26 protein-coding genes are annotated in these 25,149 nt (G+C 38.0%); 24 read left to right on the top strand and 2 right to left on the bottom strand.

Annotated elements, in window-relative coordinates; genetic code table 11:
• Positions 1-146 precede the first annotated feature (146 nt).
• The 6 genes from thrS to AUF14_RS03000 all read left to right on the top strand — a co-directional run bounded on the left by thrS (position 147) and on the right by AUF14_RS03000 (position 6,952).
• The gene (thrS, locus tag AUF14_RS02975; protein ID WP_016180668.1) at positions 147-2,087 is read left to right on the top strand and encodes a threonine--tRNA ligase; all 1,941 of its coding nucleotides are present in this window, start codon (positions 147-149) and stop codon (positions 2,085-2,087) included.
• Positions 2,088-2,506: 419 nt separating this feature from the next.
• The gene (locus AUF14_RS02980; protein WP_016180669.1) at positions 2,507-4,633 is read left to right on the top strand and encodes a penicillin-binding transpeptidase domain-containing protein; all 2,127 of its coding nucleotides are present in this window, start codon (positions 2,507-2,509) and stop codon (positions 4,631-4,633) included.
• A 163-nt stretch (positions 4,634-4,796) separates the two neighbouring features.
• Positions 4,797-5,270, top strand: coding sequence for a glutathione peroxidase (locus AUF14_RS02985; RefSeq protein WP_016180670.1), 474 nt, complete (start codon positions 4,797-4,799; stop codon positions 5,268-5,270).
• Positions 5,271-5,394: 124 nt separating this feature from the next.
• Positions 5,395-5,544 carry a 50S ribosomal protein L33 gene (gene rpmG, locus AUF14_RS02990; RefSeq protein ID WP_010740369.1) on the top strand — a complete coding sequence of 50 codons (150 nt, stop codon included), beginning with the start codon at positions 5,395-5,397 and terminating at the stop codon, positions 5,542-5,544.
• Positions 5,545-5,816: 272 nt separating this feature from the next.
• Positions 5,817-6,224: a hypothetical protein gene (locus AUF14_RS02995; protein WP_016180671.1), complete on the top strand. Its 408-nt coding sequence runs from the start codon at positions 5,817-5,819 to the stop codon at positions 6,222-6,224.
• Complete coding sequence (locus AUF14_RS03000; protein ID WP_016180672.1) at positions 6,221-6,952, top strand: DUF6681 family protein; 732 nt, start codon at positions 6,221-6,223, stop codon at positions 6,950-6,952. Before AUF14_RS02995 ends, AUF14_RS03000 begins: the two co-directional genes overlap by 4 nt.
• A gap of 59 nt (positions 6,953-7,011) precedes the next feature.
• Here the strand turns inward: AUF14_RS03000 and AUF14_RS03005 are convergent, their stop codons facing one another.
• Entirely contained in the window at positions 7,012-7,938 is a 927-nt protein-coding gene (locus tag AUF14_RS03005; RefSeq protein ID WP_016180673.1) for an ABC transporter substrate-binding protein, read from the bottom strand.
• Between the two features lie 158 nt (positions 7,939-8,096).
• Between AUF14_RS03005 and AUF14_RS03010 the strand changes: the two genes are divergently transcribed.
• The 15 genes from AUF14_RS03010 to AUF14_RS03080 all read left to right on the top strand — a co-directional run bounded on the left by AUF14_RS03010 (position 8,097) and on the right by AUF14_RS03080 (position 21,296).
• Complete coding sequence (locus tag AUF14_RS03010; protein ID WP_016180674.1) at positions 8,097-8,885, top strand: ABC transporter ATP-binding protein; 789 nt, start codon at positions 8,097-8,099, stop codon at positions 8,883-8,885.
• Positions 8,886-8,887: 2 nt separating this feature from the next.
• Positions 8,888-9,871, top strand: a complete 984-nt coding sequence (locus AUF14_RS03015) for a FecCD family ABC transporter permease (RefSeq protein WP_049219942.1) — start codon at positions 8,888-8,890, stop codon at positions 9,869-9,871.
• A 3-nt stretch (positions 9,872-9,874) separates the two neighbouring features.
• On the top strand, positions 9,875-10,864 hold the full coding sequence (locus AUF14_RS03020; protein ID WP_016180676.1) for a FecCD family ABC transporter permease: 990 nt from the start codon (positions 9,875-9,877) through the stop codon (positions 10,862-10,864).
• An 11-nt stretch (positions 10,865-10,875) separates the two neighbouring features.
• Positions 10,876-11,871 carry a GDSL-type esterase/lipase family protein gene (locus tag AUF14_RS03025; RefSeq protein WP_016180677.1) on the top strand — a complete coding sequence of 332 codons (996 nt, stop codon included), beginning with the start codon at positions 10,876-10,878 and terminating at the stop codon, positions 11,869-11,871.
• Between the two features lie 58 nt (positions 11,872-11,929).
• Positions 11,930-12,469 carry a 5-formyltetrahydrofolate cyclo-ligase gene (locus tag AUF14_RS03030; protein ID WP_016180678.1) on the top strand — a complete coding sequence of 180 codons (540 nt, stop codon included), beginning with the start codon at positions 11,930-11,932 and terminating at the stop codon, positions 12,467-12,469.
• Positions 12,470-12,502: 33 nt separating this feature from the next.
• Complete coding sequence (locus AUF14_RS03035) at positions 12,503-13,171, top strand: rhomboid family intramembrane serine protease (RefSeq protein ID WP_016180679.1); 669 nt, start codon at positions 12,503-12,505, stop codon at positions 13,169-13,171.
• Positions 13,172-13,297: 126 nt separating this feature from the next.
• On the top strand, positions 13,298-14,602 hold the full coding sequence (locus AUF14_RS03040; protein WP_071879978.1) for an IS91 family transposase: 1,305 nt from the start codon (positions 13,298-13,300) through the stop codon (positions 14,600-14,602).
• Positions 14,580-14,780, top strand: a complete 201-nt coding sequence (locus AUF14_RS03045; RefSeq protein WP_040005624.1) for a hypothetical protein — start codon at positions 14,580-14,582, stop codon at positions 14,778-14,780. The genes AUF14_RS03040 and AUF14_RS03045 overlap by 23 nt, the downstream gene beginning before the upstream one ends.
• A 159-nt stretch (positions 14,781-14,939) precedes the next feature.
• Positions 14,940-16,244 carry an IS91 family transposase gene (locus AUF14_RS03050; RefSeq protein WP_071879978.1) on the top strand — a complete coding sequence of 435 codons (1,305 nt, stop codon included), beginning with the start codon at positions 14,940-14,942 and terminating at the stop codon, positions 16,242-16,244.
• On the top strand, positions 16,222-16,422 hold the full coding sequence (locus AUF14_RS03055) for a hypothetical protein (protein WP_040005624.1): 201 nt from the start codon (positions 16,222-16,224) through the stop codon (positions 16,420-16,422). The genes AUF14_RS03050 and AUF14_RS03055 overlap by 23 nt, the downstream gene beginning before the upstream one ends.
• A 286-nt stretch (positions 16,423-16,708) precedes the next feature.
• A complete protein-coding gene (locus AUF14_RS03060) occupies positions 16,709-16,915 on the top strand; it encodes a YqgQ family protein (RefSeq protein ID WP_016180682.1) in 207 nt (68 codons plus the stop codon).
• A 1-nt stretch (position 16,916) separates the two neighbouring features.
• The gene (locus AUF14_RS03065) at positions 16,917-17,873 is read left to right on the top strand and encodes an ROK family glucokinase (RefSeq protein WP_016180683.1); all 957 of its coding nucleotides are present in this window, start codon (positions 16,917-16,919) and stop codon (positions 17,871-17,873) included.
• 26 nt (positions 17,874-17,899) lie between these two features.
• Positions 17,900-18,301: a rhodanese-like domain-containing protein gene (locus tag AUF14_RS03070; RefSeq protein WP_016180684.1), complete on the top strand. Its 402-nt coding sequence runs from the start codon at positions 17,900-17,902 to the stop codon at positions 18,299-18,301.
• 302 nt (positions 18,302-18,603) lie between these two features.
• Positions 18,604-19,419, top strand: coding sequence for a sugar-phosphatase (gene yidA / locus AUF14_RS03075; protein ID WP_016180685.1), 816 nt, complete (start codon positions 18,604-18,606; stop codon positions 19,417-19,419).
• Between the two features lie 110 nt (positions 19,420-19,529).
• Complete coding sequence (locus AUF14_RS03080; protein ID WP_016180686.1) at positions 19,530-21,296, top strand: FAD/NAD(P)-binding protein; 1,767 nt, start codon at positions 19,530-19,532, stop codon at positions 21,294-21,296.
• Positions 21,297-21,322: 26 nt separating this feature from the next.
• On the opposite strand, the gene AUF14_RS03085 is transcribed toward AUF14_RS03080, so the two are convergent.
• Positions 21,323-21,490, bottom strand: coding sequence for a DUF3042 family protein (locus AUF14_RS03085; RefSeq protein ID WP_016180687.1), 168 nt, complete (start codon positions 21,488-21,490; stop codon positions 21,323-21,325).
• 150 nt (positions 21,491-21,640) lie between these two features.
• On the opposite strand from AUF14_RS03085, the gene galE reads away from it, so the two are divergent.
• From galE to AUF14_RS03100, 3 genes are read left to right on the top strand one after another with little or no spacing between them, the layout of a single operon-like run.
• Positions 21,641-22,630, top strand: coding sequence for a UDP-glucose 4-epimerase GalE (gene galE, locus AUF14_RS03090; RefSeq protein WP_016180688.1), 990 nt, complete (start codon positions 21,641-21,643; stop codon positions 22,628-22,630).
• An 11-nt stretch (positions 22,631-22,641) separates the two neighbouring features.
• Positions 22,642-24,123: a UDP-glucose--hexose-1-phosphate uridylyltransferase gene (galT, locus tag AUF14_RS03095; RefSeq protein WP_016180689.1), complete on the top strand. Its 1,482-nt coding sequence runs from the start codon at positions 22,642-22,644 to the stop codon at positions 24,121-24,123.
• A gap of 12 nt (positions 24,124-24,135) precedes the next feature.
• On the top strand, positions 24,136-25,119 hold the full coding sequence (locus tag AUF14_RS03100) for a LacI family DNA-binding transcriptional regulator (protein WP_016180690.1): 984 nt from the start codon (positions 24,136-24,138) through the stop codon (positions 25,117-25,119).
• The last annotated feature ends 30 nt before the right edge of the window (positions 25,120-25,149 follow it).

Raw genomic sequence — 25,149 nt, forward strand, 5'->3', positions numbered from 1 at the left:
AATGCAGGAGCGGACAGCGCCGTTATCGCTTGCGAGGGACAGGAAATCTGTCCAAAGATTAGGTGGAACCACGTTAATTCGTCCTAGTACCGATTTCGGTACTAGGACTTTTTTTATCAATCAAAACGAATAAGGGGGAACATAGGATGGTAAAAATTTCATTTCCAGACGGATCAGTAAAAGAGTTTGACAACGGTATTACTGGCTTAGAAATCGCAAAAAGCATTTCTAGTTCATTGGCAAAAAAAGCATTAGCGGTTGTTGTAAACGGTGAGTTGGAAGATTTAAACCGAGCAATCGAAGAAGATGCGGAATTAAAAATCGTGACTGAACAAGATGAAGAAGCACTACCACTAGTTCGTCATTCAAGCGCGCATTTAATGGCACAAGCAATTCGCCGTTTATTTCCAAATATGCACTTTGGTGTAGGTCCGGCGATTGATTCAGGGTTTTATTATGATACTGACAACGGTGATGGAGAACAAATCAGCGAAGAGGATTTCCCTGCAATTGAAAAAGAAATGAAGAAGATCATAAAAGAAAATCTGCCGATTGAACGCAAAGTAATGAGTCGTCAGGAAGCGTTAGATTTCTTCAGTTATGATCCATATAAAGTAGAATTGATCACAGATTTGCCAGAAGATGAAGTTATCACGGCGTATTCTCAAGGTGAATTCACTGATTTATGTCGCGGGCCACATGTGCCTTCAACAGGTAAAATCAAGATTTTCAAATTATTATCAGTGGCTGGTGCGTATTGGCGAGGAAACTCCGATAATAAAATGATGCAACGGGTTTACGGAACAGCATTCTTCAAACAAGCAGATCTTGATCATTTCTTAAAAATGCGTGAAGAAGCCAAAGAACGTGATCACCGTAAACTAGGTAAAGAATTAGATTTATTTATGATCTCGCAAGAAGTAGGCTCAGGCTTGCCATTCTGGTTGCCAAAAGGCGCAACAATTCGTCGAATCATCGAACGTTATATCGTTGATAAAGAAATCTCAATGGGCTATGAACATGTTTATACTCCTGTATTAGCCGATACTGGTCTATACAAAACTTCTGGTCACTGGGATCATTACAAAGAAGACATGTTCCCAATTATGGACATGGGAGATGGTGAGGAATCATTAGTACTTCGTCCGATGAACTGCCCACACCATATGATGATTTATAAAAATCATATTCACTCATACCGTGAATTGCCAATTCGTTTAGCTGAACTAGGAATGGATCATCGTTATGAAAAATCTGGTGCGTTGTCTGGTTTACAACGGGTTCGTGAAATGACAATGAATGATGCGCATATTTTTGTTCGTCCGGATCAAATCAAAGAAGAATTCCGTCGTACATTGGACTTAATTTTGGAAGTTTATAAAGACTTTGGCTTTGAAGATTATCGTTTCCGCTTAAGCTATCGTGATCCTGAAAATACTGAAAAATATTTTGATGACGATGCGATGTGGGAAAATTCTCAACGTCTATTGAAAGAAGTTATGGATGAATCTGGTTTTGATTATTTTGAAGCAGATGGCGAAGCAGCTTTCTATGGTCCTAAACTAGACGTGCAAGTTCAAACGGCTTTAGGGACTGAAGAAACATTATCGACAATTCAATTTGACTTCCTATTACCAGAACGTTTTGATTTATCTTATATTGGTGAAGATGGAAAAGAACATCGTCCAGTCGTTGTTCATCGTAGTGTTGTTTCAACAATGGAACGCTTCACTGCTTACTTGATTGAACAATACAAAGGAGCTTTTCCAACTTGGTTAGCACCAGAGCAAGTAGCAATTCTGCCAGTATCACCAGAACATCATGGCGATTATGCGTATGAAGTGAAAGATCGTTTGGTTCGTGAGGGTGTCCGGGTTGAAGTTGACGATCGTAATGAAAAACTTGGCTATAAGATTCGTCAAGCACAAACTAAAAAAATTCCGTATCTGTTAGTAATCGGTGACAAAGAAGTCAATGATGCGACAGTTAACGTTCGTCGCTATGGTAGTGAGGAACAAGAGATACAGGATTTGAATATGTTCGTAGATGCTATTAAAGCAGACATTGACAATATGAGTCGTAATTAAGAAAATGCCGGTGGGTTCCTCCACCGGTTTTTTCTTAGGTTCAAATTGGAAAAATAGTCTTATCATAAATGAATAAGCTCAAATTTATGGGAAACGAGAGAACGAACCATTTGTGGAAAACTTTTTAAAGAAAATGCGTAATAGACGCTTTTTTATTTTTAAAAGTTTTCCACAGAAAATCGCTGAATTTAATGTTTCACAAAAGAAGGATTTGTAATTAGCTGAAAAACCATATTTTAAGCTAAATTAATTTTTGTTTAAAAAAATAATTGTATGCTCGTGAAACACATTACTGTTTTCAAGGTAAAGTAAGCGGAAGTTCTTAAACTATATTAAAGGAACCACGATTAATCCTTTTGAAAAAACACTTTTTCGGCTACAATAAGACAAGTAACTGTCAAAGTGGAAGGAACAGATGAATGAAACTAACGAATCCATTTAAGAATTTTTTTGAGAAATTAAAACTTGCGGATGAAAAAGGCCGTAATCAAAATAAGAGTCATATTCCATTCAGGTTGAATTTTCTATTTTTTGTGATTTTCGGCTTATTCGTTATTTTGGTTACACGACTAGGTTATCTCCAAATTGTTGAGGGCGATAAAATGAAAGCCGAAATGAAGGCTTCTACCACAATCACTGTGAAAGAAAATGCACCACGTGGGGTTATTTATGATGCTAAAGGAACAGCGTTAGTTAATAATAAGGCTAACCCAGCAATCACCTTTACCCGTGGTAATCAAATGGAAGCATCAGATATTCTCAAGTTAGCGATTGAGTTGGATAAGTTAATCGATGTACCGGCTGATGAAAATCTAACTACCCGCGACAAAAAGGACTATTGGCTTGCGGATAAGGATCATTTAAAAGAAGCCGAGGATCGGTTATCCTTTAAGGAAAAAAATCTTGATAATACAAATGAATACCAAAAACTTGTAGATAAAGTTAAAGATAGTGAAATTCAATTCACCGAAGACCAGTTGAAAATTGCAACGATCTTTAAACGAATGAATAGTGCCTCCGCGCTTAGCACTGTATTCATTAAAAATGATGGTGTGACAGACGAGGAGTTGGCAGTGGTAGCTGAACGTGCCTCCGATTTGCCAGGAGTCTCTACAGGTACTGACTGGGATCGTTCTTATAATGAGGATTTAGATGGTTCATTAAGAAGTATCCTAGGGAAAATTACAACGGAAAAAGAAGGACTGCCTGCCGAAGAAGCGGACGAATTATTGAAAAAAGGTTATGCAAGGAATGACCGTGTCGGCAAGAGCTATCTAGAAAAGCAATATGAAGAGCAGCTTCAAGGTAAGAAAGGTGAATACAAGGTCACCTTGAACAGTGAAGGAAACATTGAAAAACAAAAGGAAGTAAAAAAAGGTGAAAAGGGATCGAATCTCGTTTTGACTATTAATAGCGACTTCCAGAAAAAAGTCGAAGATATTCTGAAAAAGCATTATCAAGGTTTAGTTGATAGTGGTGTTGCAAAGTATTCTCCAGGGGCCTATGCTGTAGCGATGAACCCAAATACAGGCGAAGTTTTAGCTATGACTGGCTTTACACATGATGTGAACAGCAAAGAGATAGAAGAAAACACATTAGGGACAATCACCAGCGCGTTTGAACCAGGTTCTGTGGTGAAGGCCGGTACGGTGACCGCTGGTTATCAGACGGGTGCCATTACTGGAAATGACACATTAATTGATCAACCGATTAAATTATCCGGTACAGCGCTAAAAGGGTCGATTTATAATAAAGTATTAGGAAATCAAATTCCATTGAATACAGTAAAAGCGTTGGAATGGTCCTCTAATGCTTATATGATGCAAATTGTGTTGCGTATGCTAGGAGTTCAATATCAACAAGAAATGTCCTTACCAGAGAGCGCCTCTTCTAAAGAAATGTACGATAAATTACGTAACGCTTTTGCAGAATACGGGATGGGCGTGAAGACGCAAATTGATTTGCCAAACGAAACGCGTGGGCTAGTTAATGAAGACTTTGGAACGGATCATGCTCCTGGGGGCGGAAACTTGCTTGACCTGTCATTTGGGCAGTATGATACGTATACACCCATGCAATTAGCACAATATGCGTCCACTGTTGCGAATGGCGGTACTAGAATTGCTCCGCATGTTGTTAAGGGAATTTATGGAAATAATGACAGCGGTGGTCTTGGAGAATTGCAGCAAGAGATTACTGGCAAAAAACTGGATCAAGTGAATATCACAGCAGAGCAAATGGGGATTATCAAGCAAGGTTTTTATCAGGCAGTACACGGAAGTGATCCTTATACAACGGCTAGAGACTTAGCTTCGGCAAAACTTGATCCTGCGGCAAAAACCGGAACAGCCGAAACAGTTGTATCGGTCAACGGTCAGGCGGTTAATACGATTAACAGTAATATCGTCGCCTATGCTCCCCACGATAAACCACAAATAGCTATTAGTGTGATGCTGCCAAACTTAGACGAAGAGCATGACGATACAAATAAAGCAATTGCAAAAGACATAATAAATGCATTTGCAGACACATATGGCGTACAATAAAGCTAGGGAGCTTTGCTCCTTAGCTTTATTTGTTTAGTTTTCTCTATTATTCTTGTGAAAGAAGAGTAGAGAGAATTCTTAACCATAGTTTTGAGAGAAATATAGCATAAAAGTATTTTCCTAAAAAGGATAAATGGACTTTGTATGAAAGGGAGTAGACACTATGACAGTTTATAACTTTGAAGTGAAACAAACGGATGGGACAGAAAAATCTTTAGCGGATTATCAAGGAAAAGTTTTATTGATCGTTAATACAGCAACCGGATGCGGGTTTACACCGCAATATGAAGGATTGCAAAACTTGTATGACCATTATAAAGATAGCGGCTTTGAAATTCTGGATTTTCCTTGCAATCAATTTGGAAATCAAGCACCTGGCACCAATGCCGAAGTCGCAGATTTTTGTCAGATGAATTATCATACGACGTTTGAAACATTTGGAAAAATCGATGTGAACGGCGAAAATGAAGCCCCATTGTATAGCTATCTAAAGAGTGCGCAAGGTGGTTTACTTAACAAAGCTATCAAATGGAATTTTACAAAATTCCTGATTGATCGTGAGGGAAACGTAATAAAACGCTATGCATCACAAACAAAGCCAGAAGATATTGCAAAAGATATTGAAGCCCAACTTTAAAAACGTCAAGTAGAACTACTTAACAAAATTGACAAAAAGACTGGTCAAGAAAATAAAAACATGATATGATATCAAAGTCTGAGAAATATCTTGGAAAACTGATCTTAACTGGGGAGGGAAAATCATGCGCGTAAATATCACTTTAGAATGTACTTCTTGTAAAGAACGTAACTACCTAACTAATAAAAACAAACGTAACAATCCAGATCGTTTGGAAAAAATGAAATATTGCCCACGCGAACGTAAGGTTACTTTGCATAAAGAAGTAAAATAGTCATATCAATAAGCCAGCGATCACTTATGATTGCTGGCTTTTTTGTGTTTTTAAAGTTACACGTTTTTATCAGTATAATTGTATCCGTAGGTAAAGATGAGTCTATCTGCTTTTAGTAAAAATTTTAGCTAAGGGTAATTTATAAAGAATGTTAGAGTCGCAAATCATTTTCAGAAATCTACATGAAATCTTCACAGAATCCTAAACAAAAGCTAACCTTCCAGTGCTAAAACTAAGTATTAAATAAACTAAACATAGAAAGGAAGAATCCAATGCGTAAAGTTCCACCGATTTTAAAGCCAATCGCTCTTCTGACCCTGTCAATCTTGATAGCGACGACTACAGGAATTTTAAATAATTCGAGTTATCGACAGGTTAAAGCAACGACACCGACAACTTCGACGACAGAATCTACGAATCCTACGACCGATTCTTCTCGTGATCTAAATAGCATTACCAATGAAACAAGTACAGCCGATGAAGTGACACCGACTGAAGAGTCGAAGGCTAATAATACTATTCAAGAAAGCACGGCTGGAAACAATCAGGTTGAAAATACACAACCTTCAACAGAAAGCAGCTCTGTAACAGCTCAAACCTCAACGGAGGCATCGCAGACGACGCCCACACAGCAGCCAGCTGATGCTCCAATTGGTTCAGAAGCAGGTGGTAATCAATGACGATACTTTTAGATATTATTAATGGGCTAAATAAGTTTTTAGGATTTTTAGATATCAGTCCGAAGTACTCAAATCGAGCATACACTTTGTTGAGTATTATTCCAACTGTGTATATTTTACGAATTGTTTATGGATTGTGGCTTAATCAAAACTATCTGCAATTAGTACTCTATGGGTTAATCTTTATTGTTTTAGTGTATTTCTTCGTTTTGAATTTCTTTTATTACTTTTTGGATAGAAATGTGAAGGGAGATATTACACAGCTTTTTGTTAAATATCTACCGGATGATGCCTTCAATATTCAAAATGAACAACCTAGAAAAAATAAGAAAGTTTTTGGTCAGGCCAAAGAAATTTCAGTTGACTTCAATGAAGATTATCAATTAAAACTCGCTGAAAACATCCAATCACTAATTGATAAAAAAGAGATTGTAACGCGAGATCTTTCTAAAGAAGAAGGATTTTTAATCGACGAAAATACATTGTATCCCTATTATTATGTTAAGCAAGTCGATACAGGGATATATCAGTTACAGATTGGTAGAAATTATCGTGAATTGGAAACGATTGGAACCATTCGACATGTCGAACCACTAAAACCGATTGGATTATTTATCGTCGGTGGAGATTTTGTTAAGGAGGGCATACGATACCATGAACCTTATCGCTTAAAATTTTTAGTCAGAGTAGAAGAAAGCACTACACGAACTCGCCGTAGTAAAAAATAAATACCGTCTGATCAAGAGCCGCTTTCTAAATAGAATGAGCTTTGATCAGAACGGTATTTTTATTTTAAGACATCTCGAATATTTTCCACCATTTTTGTATAAGCGATGGGACCATTGTACAACCAGCTTGACTCTCCATCAAATTCAAATAGTCGGTTGTTTTTGACAGCTGGAATATTGCTCCATAACGGATCTTTAAACATCGCAGCACCAGAATCGCTATTGACTAAGAAAATATAATCCGCGTCAAGTTGTGACAGGCTTTCTAAAGAGACTTGAGAAAAATCTGCCGTTGCTTTTTTACTGATATCTTTTGTCAGTTGAGGAACTTCAAATCCAAGTTCTTTATATAGTAGTTGCCCACTTGAACGATTATCCGCTACCATGAAGGCTGAATTATTTGTTACCCATAATACGGCAGCTGACTTGCCGTTGATTTGCTCTTTCAGATCCTTTTTAGTTTGGTCAATGAGTTGATCATAGTCTTTTTCCACTTTTTTGGCTTGGTCTTTTTTATCCAAAACGTTGCCGATATCTTCTAATTGCTCCCGCCAAGTGACGTTCCCACCATTTTTTACAACATAGGTTGGTGCAATCTTAGAATACTCTTTGTATTTTCCGCCTTCAAGTGACCCGTTTGCTCCAATTAATAACAGATCAGGTTCAAATTTCAATACAGCTTCATAGGGTAAGTCGTAATTAATAGTCGGAATATCTTTTAGTTCATCTTGTAAGTAATTTTGAATTTTTCCTTCACCGACTGTCCACTGAGCAATCGGTTTTTCGTTTAGAGCCACTAAGTAATCCTCTAAATAGGAGGCAATGATACGTTTCGGTTTATTAGGGATTTTCACTTTATGATCTTGCGCATCGGTCATCGTTCGCACGTCATTGTTTTTATCTTTACTCTCACTGCTTTGCCCACAAGCAGTTAAGCTGATTAAAGCCAGCAGAGAAAATGTACCTAAAATTATTTTTTTTAGCATAAAAAAACTCCTTTGAAGTTAATTGAGAAATATTCTCAATTGCTATTATTACTGAAAGACATAAGGGTGTCAACCGTAATTTTTTCTAAATGATAGTTGACGTAGATAACAAATAAGCTCATAATTGAGAACGATTATCAGAGAAATGAGGAAAGTCTATGACAAAATTGAATACCACTGATCTTTCAATCGGGTATGATAAAAAAATTGTCGTAAACGATATTACCGTAGAAATCCCTAAAGGTCAGATCACTAGTTTGATTGGTCCAAATGGTAGTGGAAAATCGACTTTACTAAAAACCTTAGCTCGAATTCTTGAGCCTGCCAAAGGTGAAGTTTTTATTGACGGTGAGAATATTCAACGTTTAGATACCAAAACAGTCGCACAAAAAATCGCTTCATTATCACAAACCAGTACACAAATCAGCGGGCTGACTGTTGAAGAAATAGTTGCCTATGGTCGTTTCCCATATCAGAAAGGTTTTTCAGGCTTAAAAGAACAGGATCATCATTTGATTAATTGGGCGATAGAGGCAACGAATCTACAAGAATTGAAAGAGCGGACATTAATTACGTTATCTGGTGGCCAGCAGCAACGAGTATGGATCGCTATGGCTTTAGCTCAAGACACGGATATTTTAATTTTGGATGAACCCATTACTTTTTTAGACCCTGCTCATCAATTAGAAATATTGGAGTTGTTACAAGGAATCAATCGTCAGGGAAAAACAATCTTAATGACAATTCATGATTTGAATCATGCTTCGCGTTTCTCCGATTACTTGTTAGGAATGAAAAATGGTGAGTTGATTTTTCAAGGTACACCAAAGGAGATTTTTACTGCAGAGAAATTATTGAATCTTTTTGACATTCAAGCAACCTTTGCCACGATGCCTAATAGCGACAAACCGTTAGTTCTTGCTTATGATTTAGTAAAGGAGCACTAGAAATGGCAAAACGAAAATACTTTTTTCCGATTGTTTTTCTGTTACTATTAGTAGCTATGTTTTTTTCCCTGCGCTATGGAGCGGTTACCAGCAAGTGGTCAGATGTCACTCAGGCTTTACTGCACTTTGATTCGAATAATCAGGGGGAACAATTGATTCGATATCTGCGTCTGCCGCGTATGTTAGGAGCTATTTCGGTTGGAGCGGCCTTTGCTATTTCTGGAGCATTGATCCAAGGAATCACTTCAAATCCAATCGCTGACTCTGGGTTATTAGGAATCAATTCAGGAGCAGGTCTAGGTCTTGCCTTGGTTTTTGCTTTCAATACAAATCCTTCACCAACTATGGGAGTGCTAGGTTCATTTATCGGAGCCTCGGTCTCGCTGTTTTTGATTTATCTAGTTTCAACTAAAATCTCATTTGGATTATCTCCAGTCCGAATTATTTTATTGGGTGCTGCTTTGAGTTCTTTTTTTACAGCTATAAGCCAAAGTATCAGTTTGCTTTTTGATCTGAATCAAGATATGACCTTTTGGTTTGTGGGAGGAACGTCTAATCTTACTTGGAATCAATTGCAGGTAATCACTCCAGTAATTGTAGTGGGTGTTATTGGTACATGTTTAATCAGCCCACAAATTACGTTACTGAGTTTAGGAGATGAAACAGCAATTTCGTTGGGGAAAAATCCCAGTCGGATTCGACAACTAAGCATGTTACTTGTTTTACTATTAGCAGGGAGTTCTGTAGCTTTAGTTGGAACAATCGGTTTCATTGGGTTGATAGTTCCTCATGTCGTTCGTTTTTTTGTCGGACATGATTATCGTTATGTCATTCCTGCTTCCGGCTTATTTGGTGCCCTATTTTTCGTTATAGCTGATATTGCTTCCCGTTTAATCGCACCACCTTTAGAAACACCGACTGGAGTAATTATTACGATTATTGGAGTACCGTTTTTACTTTTACAAATTAGGAAGGGAAGCTTATAGCTTATGAAGAAAAAAATTAGTTGGCTGATAGTGCTTCTTTTACTGATTATTGGGATGATACTCAGTCTTACGGTAGGGACGATTCCATTAACAATATCCGAACTGTTGCAAGTTTTTCATCGAACTGCTACGACTGCACAACAATTAATTGTTTTTGATTTTAGATTTCCTCGAATGCTAGTGTCGATATTAGCAGGTATGGGTTTAGCAGTATCGGGTTATTTATTTCAAACAATCACACACAATGATTTGGCTGACCCAGGAATTTTGGGAATTAATGCTGGTGCTGGTTTAATAGTTCTCATTTATTTAGGCTTTTTTGCATCAGGCGAAACCAGCTGGTTTTTACCACTGATTGCTTGTGCTGGTAGTTTTGCAGCGACAGGATTGGTTTATTATTTTGGGCGTCAATCAAAGCGTATTACTCCCAATCGACTGCTTTTAGCGGGTATTGCAGTAAATGCTGGTATTTCGGCCTTAACATTGATAGGCACTATACGAGTTTCTAAAGATAATTATCAATTCGTAACAGCTTGGCTGGCAGGAACGATTTGGGGAACGACTTGGCGGCATGTTTTACTTCTGATTCCTTGGATCATTTGTATAGTGCCTTTGCTATTATTAAAGGGACGTTCTTTGGAGGTTTTGGAGTTAGGAGATGAGATAGCCGTTGGCCTGGGAGTGAAATTGAAACGAACACAGTTGTTCTTTTTAATTTGTGCAGTTTGTTTAGCAGCTGTTAGTGTTTCGATTGCTGGCAGTATCAGTTTTATTGGATTAATCGCCTCTCATATTGCTCAACAGTCCGTTAAACGAAAAAATAATCAAACGTTGCTGATGACTGCTATGATTGGTGGTATTTTGTTACTATTTAGCGATGTTTTGGCTAGGATTATTCTCCCAGATGGTGAAATGGCGGCGGGAATTATTGTGTCTTTGATAGGCGCTCCATACTTCATTTTAAAGCTTCTAAAAAAAAGTAATGAAAGATGAGGAGAGATTGGATGGTTTGGACTACGATATGGAGTCATGCACAACGAGGAATCGCTCAGCACAGTATAGCAGAAGGAGTGATCAATCTAACGTTGAAGCAAATTGCCCCAGTTAAGAAAATTCGTTTGGTATTTGCAAATGAATATGGTCAGCAAACACAGAAGGTTCAAAATTTATCAGTAAAAACGGATAAATGTTGTCAGTTTATTTCTGACTTTTCGCTTGCTCCAAATGAACTTTTCAAGACAAAATCTATTTTGATTGATCCTAGTGCGAGAACATGGCAGCTCACTTTTCATATTACTTCAATTGAAAGCGGCTTTGCCTATAATGATGCTGATTTTTTGCCAGAATCGAAAAAAATCGATTTTTGTTCAGGATTATTAGCGATTGAGGCAGAGCTCGATGGAAAATGTATTATTGCTTTGGGGGATTCCTTAACTGAAGGCGCTACTTGGACAACGCCATTGCAAAGAAACCTGCGGAAGCAAAATACTTATTTAGTTAATCAAGGGATAAATGGTAGCTGCTTATTGAAGCCAAGCAGTGATAACGCGAACACTGAGAAACAAAATCTTTTTTATGGTTTTGGTGGATTACGTCGATTGGAAGAGTGTTTGCTTAGCCATAGCAATGTTAGCAAAGTTCTTTTATCTCTTGGCGTGAATGACCTAATCAACGGTGAACTTACACTGGAGACTTTCAAAACAGGAATCAGAGAAATGATTCATCTTTGCAACGTCAGTGGGGTAGACTACCAATTGTGTACATTAACACCGTGTTTGGGCTATCCTGGAATGAATCAAACAAAAGAGAACCTGCGTAAAGAAATAAATCAGTGGTTGCTCGATAATTATCGACAAGTTTGGGATTTTTCTAAGATTGTGGGGGAAGCTTCTGGACATTTATATTCATTATTTGATAGCGGTGATCATTTGCACTTCAATGCAGTCGCTGGATTAGCTATCGCGCGTCAAATTTCTAGTGATTTTGTTAAAGGGGAGTAATCCTCTTTTTATTTTGGTTCGATTTTGTTAGTATTTTTAGATAAGAAGGTGAATATGTATGGAGAAAGAGAAACTTAGAAAACGTGCGATTGCTCGTTTGCAAAAATTGGCTGATAGCAAAGAGCGAATGAATCAAGTTGAATGCGTTCTTGAGAAATTATTTCAAAGTAATGCTTGGAAAGAAGCTACCAGCATTGGTGTTACAATGTCAACTCAGTTTGAGTTTCCAACTTCATCGGTGATTCAACGTGCTTTTGAGACGGGAAAAAAAGTCGCTGTTCCTAAGTCGCTGCCTAAAGGAGAGATGATTTTCCATTGGGTAGACACGGATACGGTATTTTACACAACAAGATTTGGCGTGGCTGAACCTGAAACGGAAGACATTGCAAGATCTAATGAGTTAGATTTATTGATTGTTCCAGGATTAGCATTTAATCGTGCAGGATATCGTGTCGGTTTTGGTGGTGGCTACTATGATCGCTATTTGGCAAATTACAAAGGAAAAACCTGCAGTCTGGTTTTTGTTGAACAATTAATGGAAGCCTGGCAGGTAGAAGATTTTGATCAACCAGTCCAGCAATTGTTTCTTTCAATGTAACAAAAAAAGACGAAAAATGAGAGAGGTAGATATATGAGAAAAGATAGACCTTATGTGATGTATACGTTTTTTGCGATTAATACGATCGTATTTCTGATGCAGTATTTACTACCGGGACTATCGATCGAGAATCAATTAGGAATGTTTGCACCATCAATCATTTGGCAGCAACAATATTGGCGCTTTATCACGCCTATGTTTATTCATTTTGGGTTGATGCATTTTGCCTTGAATGGCGTGGTTCTGTATTATATGGGACAACAATGTGAAGCTATTTTTGGTCATTGGCGTTTTGCAATAATCTACTTATTAAGCGGCATCATGGGAAATTTTGCTAGTTTTGCATTCAATCAGCCTACGACATTATCCGGCGGGGCAAGTACAGCAATTTTTGGGTTGTTCGGAGCCTTTTTAGTAGTCGGGTTGCATTATCGTGATAATGGAGCGATTCAGGCCTTGACACGCCAATTTGCCCTTTTCATTTTGATGAATCTTGCTTTTGGTCTGTTTGATTCAACGATTGATATCTGGGGGCACTTAGGCGGTATTATCGGTGGGGCGTTATCTGGTTGGGCACTAGCAGTTCCATATTCACAGGATCGTTTTTCAACTCGTGGACGAGTTACCTCCATTTTATTCTTCATTTTTGCGGTGGTCATTTTTGTATTTTTTGGATTAAGAAAATTTAGTATGTATCAATAATGCGGACGAATGTAGTTCGCTTTTTTTAAACATTAAAGGAAGTATAACATTTTAAGCGGTCAAAGGATTGATACATCAATCTTTTGACCGCTTTTCATCTGGTCTTTTTCCTATTAAACTGGAGATATGAAACCCAATATTTTACACGCCATTTTCTTTGATGAATATCAAAACTGGGAGAAATTCAATCAAAGGTACACGAGAAGGATTCGATCCGTTGTGAAAAGAGAAGTGAAGAAGTTTCGCGATTGTGGTGACCTTAAAAAAGGTTATCGTCTATTTGTCTGTGAAGGATGCCATGATGTAAAGAAAGTGGCTTTTCGTTGTAAAGGGAAATTTTGTCCAACTTGTGCAACTGGGGAAAGTCAACGGTGGGCAGAGGTTGCGGCGAACGATCTGTTTACAGTGACGCATCGACACGTCATCTTCACGATCGATGAAGGTTTACGTGAGATTTTTCTGAAGGAGAAGTATCGTAAGGAGCTTTTAAAAGGATTAATGGATGAAGCTGCACGGATACTATTAGATTTTTTTAGAAAGCACCATATACAAGCTGGGGTTGTGGCAACACTCCACACCTTCGGTTCTCAGCTAGAATACAATCCGCATGTTCATTTAGTCGTCACCATGGGTGGACTGACGAAGGATGGAAAATGGAAGGACTATGACTATTTTCCGTTCGCAATGTTGAGGAAATATTGGCAGAATGCGGTCCTAAAGCTCATTCGAAGAACCTTATCCCAATGGGATAAGGCACGAGTCCAGCCGCTTTTACAAGCGGCGTACACGAAAAATGCAGAGGGTTTTTACGTGCATGCACCCAAAAGGAGCCGAACTTCTCTCAAAAAGATATTAGAATATATCAGTCGTTATATGAAACGTGGTCCCATTGCTTTAAATCGTATCCTTTTGTACGATGGGAAAATAGTGATGTTTCAGTATCATGATAAACGAACTAACACGGATAAGATAAAGACGATGTCGGCAGAGGAATTTATTGGTGCACTGATTCGTCATATTCCAGAGAACCAGTTCAAAACAATTCGTAGATACGGCATTTATAGTCGGCGGATCAAGACAATCATGAAAAAAGTATTAAGTAATTACCAGAAAGAGATTCAACGAATGCTTGTGAATGTGAAGAAAGCACTTAAACCAAAATCATGGTGTGAACGAATAGCCGAAGAATTCGGAGTAAATCCATTGGAATGTACTAGATGTGGCGAATATTATGAATTTAGTGGAGTTAGTGTGTCTAAAAATGGACGACTTGTAGTGAAATATGCGAAGAATAAAGAATCGGAACGATTCATGCGAGAGGAGAATAAAAAAATTGGGGAAGAAGCATCGAAACGTAAGTATGAAAAAGAAAAAGAAGCAGCTTTTAAAAAACTTCGATTCCAATGGAGTGGTTCATTACATTTGTCTTGAATGTGGGATAAAGGAAAAAATTCCAAAGGAAGTAGTTCAATTTTTGGATGCAGGAGATGTTGCATTTGATCCTGAGAACGCTCCGCAATTTGATTGCGAAAAATGTGGTGGAGAGATGTATCCAGAATACTATAAGAACGTACTTGGATACGAATTTAGAATCAGTGATCGACAATAAAATGATTTATCTAAATCTAAACAAAAAGTCCTCAGGAGCGGTTTTCTCCTGAGGTTTTCTTAACATTAAAGGAAGTATAACATTTTAAGCGGTCAAAGGATTGATACATCAATCTTTTGACCGCTTTTCATCTGGTCTTTTTCCTATTAAACTGGAGATATGAAACCCAATATTTTACACGCCATTTTCTTTGATGAATATCAAAACTGGGAGAAATTCAATCAAAGGTACACAAGAAGGATTCGATCCGTTGTGAAAAGAGAAGTGAAGAAGTTTCGCGATTGTGGTGACCTTAAAAAAGGTTATCGTCTATTTGTCTGTGAAGGATGCCATGATGTAAAGAAAGTGGCTTTTCGTTGTAAAGGGAAATTTTGTCCAACTTGTGCAACTGGGGAAAGTCAACGGTGGGCAGAGGTTGCGGCGAATGATCTGTTTACAGTGACGCATCGACACGTCATCTTCACGATCGATGAAGGTTTACGTGAGATTTTTCTGAAGGAGAAGTATCGTAAGGAGCTTTTAAAAGGATTAATGGATGAAGCTGCACGGATACTATTAGATTTTTTTAGAAAGCACCATATACAAGCTGGGGTTGTGGCAACACTCCACACCTTCGGTTCTCAGCTAGAATACAATCCGCATGTTCATTTAGTCGTCACCATGGGTGGACTGACGAAGGATGGAAAATGGAAGGACTATGACTATTTTCCGTTCGCAATGTTGAGGAAATATTGGCAGAATGCGGTCCTAAAGCTCATTCGAAGAACCTTATCCCAATGGGATAAGGCACGAGTCCAGCCGCTTTTACAAGCGGCGTACACGAAAAATGCAGAGGGTTTTTACGTGCATGCACCCAAAAGGAGCCGAACTTCTCTCAAAAAGATATTAGAATATATCAGTCGTTATATGAAACGTGGTCCCATTGCTTTAAATCGTATCCTTTTGTACGATGGGAAAATAGTGATGTTTCAGTATCATGATAAACGAACTAACACGGATAAGATAAAGACGATGTCGGCAGAGGAATTTATTGGTGCACTGATTCGTCATATTCCAGAGAACCAGTTCAAAACAATTCGTAGATACGGCATTTATAGTCGGCGGATCAAGACAATCATGAAAAAAGTATTAAGTAATTACCAGAAAGAGATTCAACGAATGCTTGTGAATGTGAAGAAAGCACTTAAACCAAAATCATGGTGTGAACGAATAGCCGAAGAATTCGGAGTAAATCCATTGGAATGTACTAGATGTGGCGAATATTATGAATTTAGTGGAGTTAGTGTGTCTAAAAATGGACGACTTGTAGTGAAATATGCGAAGAATAAAGAATCGGAACGATTCATGCGAGAGGAGAATAAAAAAATTGGGGAAGAAGCATCGAAACGTAAGTATGAAAAAGAAAAAGAAGCAGCTTTTAAAAAACTTCGATTCCAATGGAGTGGTTCATTACATTTGTCTTGAATGTGGGATAAAGGAAAAAATTCCAAAGGAAGTAGTTCAATTTTTGGATGCAGGAGATGTTGCATTTGATCCTGAGAACGCTCCGCAATTTGATTGCGAAAAATGTGGTGGAGAGATGTATCCAGAATACTATAAGAACGTACTTGGATACGAATTTAGAATCAGTGATCGACAATAAAATGATTTATCTAAACAAAAAGTCCTCAGGAGCGGTTTTCTCCTGAGGTTTTCTTATGGACGTTATGAAGAAAAGCTTGTCTACAATTAAAGAACAATTTTTTTGCATGGTGTTTTTTTAAAGTTTGCACAGGTCTGGTGAAATCCTCATGACTGATTTGCGACTATTAAGAGAATGCTATAAAATGAATGGTGGACTAGATGACTTATTAAAAAATAAGCTAGGAAATAGAAATTAGGCTATAAAAAGAGCTCTTTTTTCTGTATAATACTAGGGATGTGTTTTTATGGAAAGTTTATATGATGTGCAGCAACTGCTAAAACAATTTGGTATTTATGTTTACGTTGGTAAACGAATTTACGATATCGAATTGATGCAAATCGAATTGAAAAATTTGTATGAGAGTCGTGTAATTGATCGAGACACTTATTTGCAGGCTTGGGGCATTTTAAAACGGGAACATCACATTGAAGAAAGTCGAGAAGGTGACTAGAGTGGATAAAAAATTATTAGGTATTGACTTAGGCGGAACAACAGTAAAATTTGCGATTTTGACAGAAGCCGGGGAGATACAGCAAAAATGGAGTATTGAAACAAATATTTTAGATGATGGTTCACATATCGTTCCAGATATTATTGATTCTATTAATCATCATTTATCATTATATGGTATGACACCAGAACAGTTTATCGGAATTGGCATGGGTACTCCCGGCAGTGTCGATATCGAGGCGGGAACAGTAATTGGCGCCTACAATTTGAACTGGACGACCTTGCAACATGTTAAAAGTGAGATCGAAAAAGGAACAAAAATCAAATTTAGTATCGATAACGATGCCAATGTCGCTGCTTTAGGCGAACGCTGGAAGGGTGCTGGCGACAACGAACCAGATGTGGTCTTTATGACACTAGGAACTGGCGTTGGCGGCGGTATCGTGATGAACGGTCAGCTACTTCACGGAATTGCTGGCTGTGCTGGTGAAATCGGACATGTCACCGTTGATCCTAATGGTTTTGAATGTACCTGCGGTAAGCGTGGCTGTTTAGAAACAGTTGCAAGTGCGACGGGTGTTGTACGCGTTGCTCGTCAATTGGCTGAGGAATATGCAGGCGGCTCACAATTAAAAGCGCGTTTGGATAACGGTGAAGATATCACAAGTAAAGATGTTTTTGAATTGGCCGAAAAAGAAAATGATGATCTTGCCTTAATGGTAGTTGATAAAGTAACTTTCTATTTAGGATTAGCTTGTGGAAATCTTGGGAATACGTTAAATCCTTCAACAATTATCATTGGTGGCGGTGTTTCTGCTGCGGGAGAATTTCTCCGCAGCCGTATTGAGAACTATTTCAAAGAATTTACATTCCCACAAGTACGAGAAAGTACTACAATCAAATTAGCAGAATTAGGAAATGAAGCTGGTGTTATTGGGGCGGCTTCATTAGCAAAATAGAGAAAAGGTAAGAGGGGAATCAAGGTATGTCAATTTGGTGGAAGATAAATATTGTATTAATTTCGGTGATTGTTTTATTTGGTCTATATGAATTATTTGTTCGGATCATGATGAGACGTTCCGCGAAAATTATTTCGCAAGAAGAGTTTCAAGCAGGAATGCGGAAAGCTCAAGTCATCGATGTTCGTGAACGCGATGAGTTCAACGCAAAGCATATTTTGGGAGCTCGTAGTTTTCCGTTTAGCATGTTAAAAGAAACCTTTAGTTCTTTGCGGAAAGATCAACCAATCTATATTTATGATCATAATAAGGCAGTCAGCGCTCGTGCAGCCAATCTGCTTCGTAAAAAAGGGTACAAGGATTTATACATTCTTAAAGGCGGCATGCAGGAATGGACTGGAAAAGTTAAACAGAAAAAGAATGATTAATAAAAAAGCGGCTGGATAAATATCTGGCCGTTTTTTTGTGTGAGAATAGAAATGATTAATTAACATAGTTATATCCATTCAGATTATGAATAAGGGCGACAAAACTTGCAATGTCTCTTTAGCAAAATTGACTGAAAAGCGAATTACGCTTATTATGAAAGCTGGAACTTTTTACGTTGTCTGTTAAAATCAAAACACTGTTGAGTCACTTGAGTTTATAAGTGAAAGAAATATGTCCACAGTTAGATAGCCTAAACAAGTTAATTTACAGCAATAAATTTAGAAGTAGTTAGGAGAAATATATGAGTATCAAATTAGTTGCCATTGATTTGGACGGCACATTATTAAACGATCATCATGAAATCAATCAGCCTGTAGTTGACGCTATCAAGAAGGCGCGCGAAGCGGGTGTCTATGTAGTTTTGTCCACTGGGCGGCCATTATCAGGAACAAGAGCGCAATTAGATGTTTTGGGACTAAACAATATAGATGATTATATTATTACTTATAACGGTGCTTTAGTTCTGAATACAAATACTTGGGATATCGTAGCTGAACATGGCTTGACTCGCGAAAATTATTTGGAGATTGATCATTTAGCACGCTTGCTGAACGTTCACCTACATTTAGCAGATAAGAAGGAGATGTACACATCTAATCGTGACATTAGTCCTTACACGATTTTAGAATCCTATTTGGTAAATATGCCTTTACATTATCGAACACCGGAAGAAATTGCTGCAGAAAATGTATTGCCGATTAAAATGATGATGATTGACGATCCCGAGGTTTTAAACAAAGCCTTCAAAAAAATCCCAGCTGACTACTTTGAAAGATATACACTTGTTCGCAGTACGCCATATTTTCTTGAAGTATTAAATCCTAATGCTAGTAAGGGGATAGCGCTGAAAGAGTTGAGTGAACATTTGGGAATCAAACAATCTGAAGTGATGGCCATTGGTGATGCAGAAAATGATCTTTCAATGATTGAATTTGCTGGAACTGGAATAGCGATGGGCAATGCCAGTGAAACGATTAAAGCAGCTGCAGATTATACTGTTGCAACCAATCTAGAAGACGGTGTAAAAGAAGCTTTTGATCGCTGGGTGTTAAAATAGTTCTACGAGCTTTTGATGAAATATTCATCAGAAGCTTTTTTTTTTTTTATTGCTTATTCCTCAAATTTTCTCTACTCTTAAAGAAATGAATGAAAAAATGGGGAATATGTATGAAAAAAATTGCAGTTATTGGAGCAGGCCCATATGGATTGATTGCTTTGGATCGCTTAATCAAACAAGCTCCTCAAAATGAAAAGATTGAACTTTTACTTTTTGATCCAGATGGACCGGGAGGTAATATTTGGCGTGAAAATCAAAGCGATCAGGTTATCATGAACACTGTAATGCAACATGTGACTCTATTTTCTGAAGATGAAGGACCGAATTTAGCAGAATGGAATCAAGACGAAGCATTAAAGTATTTAACTGATTTTGATCTAGAAAAAACGTTTCTCTCAGAGACCGAATTAGGTGAAAACGATTATTGTCAGCGTCGCTATTACGGTGTCTATCAATGCTGGTTTTTCGATGAATTAAAAAAAGGATTGCCAGAAAACATCACTGTCGAATTAATGAAAGAAAAAGTAGTAGATCTGACTATAGAAGAAAATAATATAGTGCTTGAGGCTTCCCATATCTATCAAGTGACCGATGTGATTTTAGCAACAGGACATTCACGAAACTATCTGAGTGAAAAAGAAGCAGAAAATCAAAGCTATGCAAAAGAAAATAATCTTTTTTATCAAGGACCGGGAAATCCTTCTGATACTCAGCTGGATCATTTAGTAGAAGGCGATGTAATTCTTAGAGGATTGGGGTTGAGCTTTTTTGATTATATTGCGTTGTTCGTTGCTAAATGGAGTGGCCGCTTCATTGATAAAAAGGGTTGCTTGGAGTATGAAGCTTCTGGCAGGGAACAGCATTTGATAGTCGGTTCGGGCAGAGGATTACCCTACCATGCTCGACCTAATAATCAGAAGAAAGCCGGAGAGGACGCGCAGCCACAGATTCTGACCCAAGCTTTTATGGAGCGGTTTTCTGGCAGTGCGCAAGAATTGTTTGATTTATTAAAAAAGGAAGCTGAGTTAGTTTTCTATCAAAAGAAATTGACTGAGTCCGAAGTAGTTTTAGATAATTTTTTAGAGGAATATCGTGATGGTGATCGAGAAACAGTTTTGCAAAAATACCAAATTTCTGCTGAAGACCGTTTAGATTGGGATGCGCTTTTCGATCCCACAAAAAATGTTTTGCCAAGAGAGTTTCCTGAATTTATTCAAAACTATTTAAAAAACGATATTAACGAGGCAGAATTAGGAAATTTGACCGGTGCTTTGGCTGCAACAATTGATACCTATAAAGAAATCCAGAACCCCTTTAACTATATGTTGGATCATGATAAATTTTCGCCGAAGGAATATTTTGAAGATTTTTTTGGAAGCTTCAATCGTAACTATAGTTTTCTGACGATTGGTGCACCAGTGATTCGACAAAAGCAGTTGTTAGCCTTGGTCAAGGCTGGCTTTATTGAGTTTCTTGCACCTGAAATGACTGTTGAAAGAAAAGATGGCACCTTCTTAGCTTTTAGCAAAAAGGCACCCGAACAGTCATATAGCTGTAAAAACTTAATTGAAGCTCGTTTGCCAGCGACTAGTTTCGAACGCACAACGAATACCTTGTTGATTCAGATGCGTAAAAAAGGTTATATAACTCCGCATCAAGTAGAAATTGAAGGGAAAGAATATCCTACTGGAGCATTGCAAGTCAGTCGTAAAACACATCAGGTGATTGACCAAGAGGGAAATATATTATCGAACATATTCTGCTATGGGATTCCACTTGAAGGCTTGGATTGGTTAAATGCTGCTTCACCACGTCCGAAAAGTGATGATCGGGTATTTTATTTAGCAAATCAAATTGTTAATGCACTTTATCAATAAAAAAAGAAAGCCGCGGCTTTCTTTTTTTATCGTGCAATTCGTTTTCTACGAGCTTTTTTACGATTTTCATCGATTTTTGATTTTTTTTCTTCAATTGGGTCGATGACTTTCTTTTTCACGCCCATCACTACACCAGCAACTACTGCTGCAGCAGCTAAAGTACCAGTAACGAATCCTGAAGCAAATTTACGCATCGTTTCATCACTCCTTCTCTTTATATCTTCATTATGAAGCAAAAACGCAAAAATAGAAAGTTTAACGAACGGAAAATTCACTTGCTTTTATTTAGTAAACAAACTATAATTTGTTTACTAAATAAAACAGAAAAGACGGGAGTCGATTAAATGGCAATTTTAGTTCTAGGCGGGGCAGGATATATTGGATCACATACGGTTGATAAATTAATTTCAAAAAATTACGATGTCGTCGTAGTCGATAATTTATTGACGGGTCATCGTGAAGCCGTAGATCCAGAAGCGAAATTTTATGAAGGGGATTGTCGCGATAAGGCATTTATGCGGGATGTCTTCAAGAAAGAATCGATCGAGGGAGTTGTGCATTTTGCAGCCAGCTCATTAGTTGGTGAATCGGTTGAAAAACCGTTAAAATATTTCAACAATAATGTTGTTGGAATGGAAAGCCTATTAGAAGTCATGGAAGAGTTTGACGTGAAGAACATTGTCTTTTCTTCTACTGCGGCTACATATGGTGAGCCAGGAGTTTCACCAATTACGGAAGAGATTCAAACAAATCCAACCAATCCATATGGTGAAAGTAAATTAATGATGGAAAAAATGATGAAGTGGTGCGATAACGCCTATGGTATGCGATACGTTGCGTTGCGTTATTTTAATGTTGCTGGCGCAAAAGCGGATGCGACGATCGGCGAAGACCATGATCCTGAGACCCATTTAGTTCCGATTATTTTACAAGTAGCACTAGGACAAAGAGATCATCTAACCATTTTTGGTGATGACTATGATACACCAGATGGCACATGCATTCGTGATTACGTTCAAGTAGAGGATTTAGCTGCTGCGCATATCCTTGCTCTAGAGTATTTAAAAGCTGGAAATCCAAGTAATTTCTTCAATCTTGGTTCAAACAATGGATACTCAGTCAAAGAAATGCTGGACGCGGCACGTGAAGTTACAGGAAAAGAAATCGCTGCAAAAATTGGTCCGCGCCGCGCTGGTGACCCAAGCCGTTTGGTAGCCTCCAGTGATAAAGTGAAAGCGACGTTAGGCTGGGAACCAGAATATACGGATATTAAGACAATTATCAAAACAGCGTGGAACTGGCACGTAAGCCATCCGCATGGATATGAGGATTAGGAGGAAGTAGCGTGTCAGTCAGTCAAACGGTAAAAGATTTTGTTACTTTAGCTATTCAATCAGGCGGTTGGATGGAGATGGATCGTTTATATTTAGAAAATCGGGTTATTGCGATGATTGGGGAGAACTCCTTATCAAAAGCCGAAAATCGCATAGTATCAGAGAGTGCAGTTGAATTAGTCGATCAACTTTTAGTTCAAGCAGAAAAGAATCAAGTAATTAAGGATTTACAGGCTGAAAGAGATATGTTAGAAGCTCAACTGATGGATTTGATGACTCCACCACCCTCTGTTGTAAATGCTTATTTCGCTCAGTACTATTCAAAGGATCCTGTCCAAGCGACAGATTATTTCTTCAAGTTAAGCAAAGACAATGATTATATCAAAACTCGAGAAATTGCTCGTAATATTATTTTTCCTGCTAAAACAGAATACGGTGAGTTGGAAATTACAATTAATTTATCAAAACCAGAAAAGGATCCGAAGCAAATTGCCGCAGAAAGACAACTGAAGCAAGTCAATTATCCAGATTGCATGTTGTGTATGGAAAACGAAGGATACAAAGGACGAATGAATTATCCTGCACGGACCAATCATCGTATTATTCGAATGAATCTTGATGGCGAAAGCTGGGGCTTCCAATATTCACCGTACGCTTATTACAATGAGCACTGTATTATTTTATCGGAAGAACATCGCCCAATGAAGATAACAAAAGCAACTTTTCGACGTCTGTTAAAAATCATAGAAGTCCTGCCGCATTATTTTGTTGGCTCAAATGCGGACTTGCCAATTGTTGGTGGGTCTATTCTTTCTCATGATCATTACCAAGGTGGGCGACATACTTTTCCGATGGCTGTGGCCGAGATTGAACGAAATTTTGAGCTGAAAGATTTTCCAAATGTCAAAGCCGGTATTGTTAAGTGGCCAATGTCTGTGATTCGTTTACAAGGAAAAAATCAAGAAGATTTGATTGAAGCATCACAATTAATTTTTGAAAAATGGCAAAATTATTCGGACGAGGCATTGCAAATCGTAGCTCAAACTGCAGATGGCACACCTCATCATACAATTACGCCAATTGCTCGCCGAAAAGACGATTTATTTGAAATGGATCTAGTTTTACGAGATAACAATGTCTCTGAAGAGTTTCCTGACGGTATTTTTCACCCTCATCCAGATGTTCAACATATTAAGAAGGAAAATATTGGACTGATTGAAGTGATGGGATTGGCTGTTTTACCTCCACGTCTAGAATCAGAGTTAAAAGAAGTTGAAAAATACTTATTAGCTGAAAAAAATGATATTGCTGATTATCACCTAAAATGGGCAGAGGAATTAAAAGCCGATGCTCAAATTACACAAGAAAATGTAACTCAAGTTGTCCAAAAAGCAGTAGGAGCAGTTTTTGCTCGCGTTTTGGAAGATGCAGGAGTTTTTAAACGGGATGTCGAAGGGCAAGAAGGATTTACACGCTTTATTAAAACTTTGTAGAAAGGGGCAGCGATGGCAACTATTCGAGATATTGCAAAATTAGCAGGTGTCTCACCTGCCACAGTTTCTCGTGTGCTGAATTACGATCAAGAATTATCCGTCGCCCAAGAAACAAAGCAGCGCATTTTTGAAGTGGCGGAGGAATTAAATTACACGAAACATAAGCGTGCTAACAAGGCGGTGAAATCTGTGATCCGTCTTGTACAATGGTACAACGAAGCGGAGGAATTAGCAGATTTATATTATTTATCAATTCGTTTAGGGATTGAGAAAAAAGCTGAAGAGTTAAACATCCAAATTCGCCGAGAAACCCTAAATGATTTGTCAGATACTCAAGTCAGCGGAACAATCGCATTAGGCAAATTCGATGCCGAACAAATACGACAGTTAAGAAAAGTTGATGATAATTTATTATTTGTTGATTTTGACGGGATGAATATGGGCTTAAATTCAATAGTCGTGGACTTTGACCAAAGTTTGAACTTAGTGATTGATTACTTTATTCAGCAAGGACATCAAAAAATCGGGATACTTTCTGGCAAAGAGGCAACTAAACACAACTTGCAGCCAATCGAAGATCCACGATTGCATGCATTTAAAACGAAGCTAGAACAAATCAATCTCTATCGACCGGAATTCACTTTGACGGCTGCTTTTTCAATGGAAGCTGGAAAAACAGCGATGACAAAATTTTTAATGGAAACGAAAGAGTATCCAAATGCATTGTTCGCCTCCAGTGATGCATTGGCTGTGGGGGCGATGCAAGCGATTCAAGAAGCAGGATTGAAAATTCCCGAAGATATTTCTGTGATTGGCTTCAATGACGTCAGTGTGGCGAAATATGTATCTCCATCTTTATCAACTGTTAAAGTTGAAACTGAATGGATGGGTGAACTAGCTGTCTCAACAATTTTGGAGTTAGCAAAAGAAGTTTCTCCGGTACCACGAAAAATTACGTTGGGAACTAAATTGATTCAACGAGATTCTACAAAATAATTTTCAAAACTGTAAAATTTTCATGAAAAA

Origin of the sequence: Enterococcus avium (assembly GCF_002891025.1) — a bacterium.
In the GTDB taxonomy this organism is placed as follows: Bacteria; Bacillota; Bacilli; order Lactobacillales; family Enterococcaceae; genus Enterococcus_A; species Enterococcus_A avium.